Source organism: Carnobacterium sp. (assembly GCF_040274425.1).
Genome location: NZ_JBEMBC010000065.1, coordinates 1 through 1160 on the forward strand (window position 1 = coordinate 1; position 1160 = coordinate 1160).

Annotated in this window: 1 protein-coding gene; it reads right to left on the reverse strand. The window is 37.2% G+C overall.

What is annotated here, in order from left to right:
* A partial coding sequence (locus ABS911_RS11295) for a carbon starvation CstA family protein (RefSeq protein ID WP_350467676.1) occupies positions 1–1160 on the reverse strand: 1160 nt, incomplete at both ends.

Consider the following 1160-nt stretch of genomic DNA (forward strand, 5'->3'; position numbering starts at 1 on the left):
GCCGTAACTTGATTTGCCCAGTTGAAATATCTCCATAAGATATTAAAATCAACTTGCGTTAAAACTAACGAGATTGCGTACAAAGGAATGGTTACCATCAATATTTTTTTCAGTGTATCTTGTTTAATGTGCAGATAATCTGCAGCTATCGTCCGTAAACTTCTAAAAGCAGAAAGTCCTGAAGAAATCGGTAAAACAATTACGCCGATAATCGCAACTGTCCCAAAGACACTACCCAACAGCATGTAAGATACTTGGTTAACTACAAGTGAAGGAGTCCCATTATTGATCATTTGGCTGAGTGTTTGCCCGTCAAATAAAGACATTGAAGCTGCAGCCCAAATCATTGCAATCACACCTTCAGCAATCATCATGCCATAAAAAGTAAATCGTCCTTCTTTTTCATTTTTAGACGTTCTAGAAACCATTGGCGCTTGTGTAGCATGAAAACCAGACAAAGCTCCACAAGAAATGGTAAAGAATAGAGCAGGAAAAATAGGTGTACCTTCTGGATTAAAGTTTTGCATCGTACCTGGTGTTAAGTTCGGTATGGTGTGCCCGCCAAAAATCAAACTCAAACCAATAGCTAGTGTGCTGATAATTAAAATAGCCCCAAAATAAGGATAAACAGCACCCATTGCTTTATCGATTGGTAAAATGGTTGAAACGAGATAATACATAAAAATCAATCCAATTATTACACCTAATGTTAACCAGTCAGGTGTAATACTTTCAATCAAATTAGCTGGTGAAGTAACGAAAACCGTACCAACTAACATCAAAAGTAGCATAGAAAATATGTTCACGACATGTTTTACCGGTTTCCCTAAGTATTTGCTAGCTAATTCTGGCAAGTGGGCACCATCATTTCGTAAAGAAATCATACCTAGCATATAATCGTGCACTGCTCCTCCTAGAATACAACCTACGATAATCCAAATGTAAGCAACTGGTCCGTAAAGCGCTCCCATTATTGGTCCGAAAATAGGGCCTGTTCCTGCAATATTTAATAATTGAATAATAGCATTTTTAGATTTAGACATTGGGACAAAATCGTAGCCGTCTCTCAATGCTTCTGCAGGCGTTGTACGATCCGGATCAATACCAAAATTCTTTTCAATATACTTTCCATAAATAAAATAACCTAAAATTAATAACGC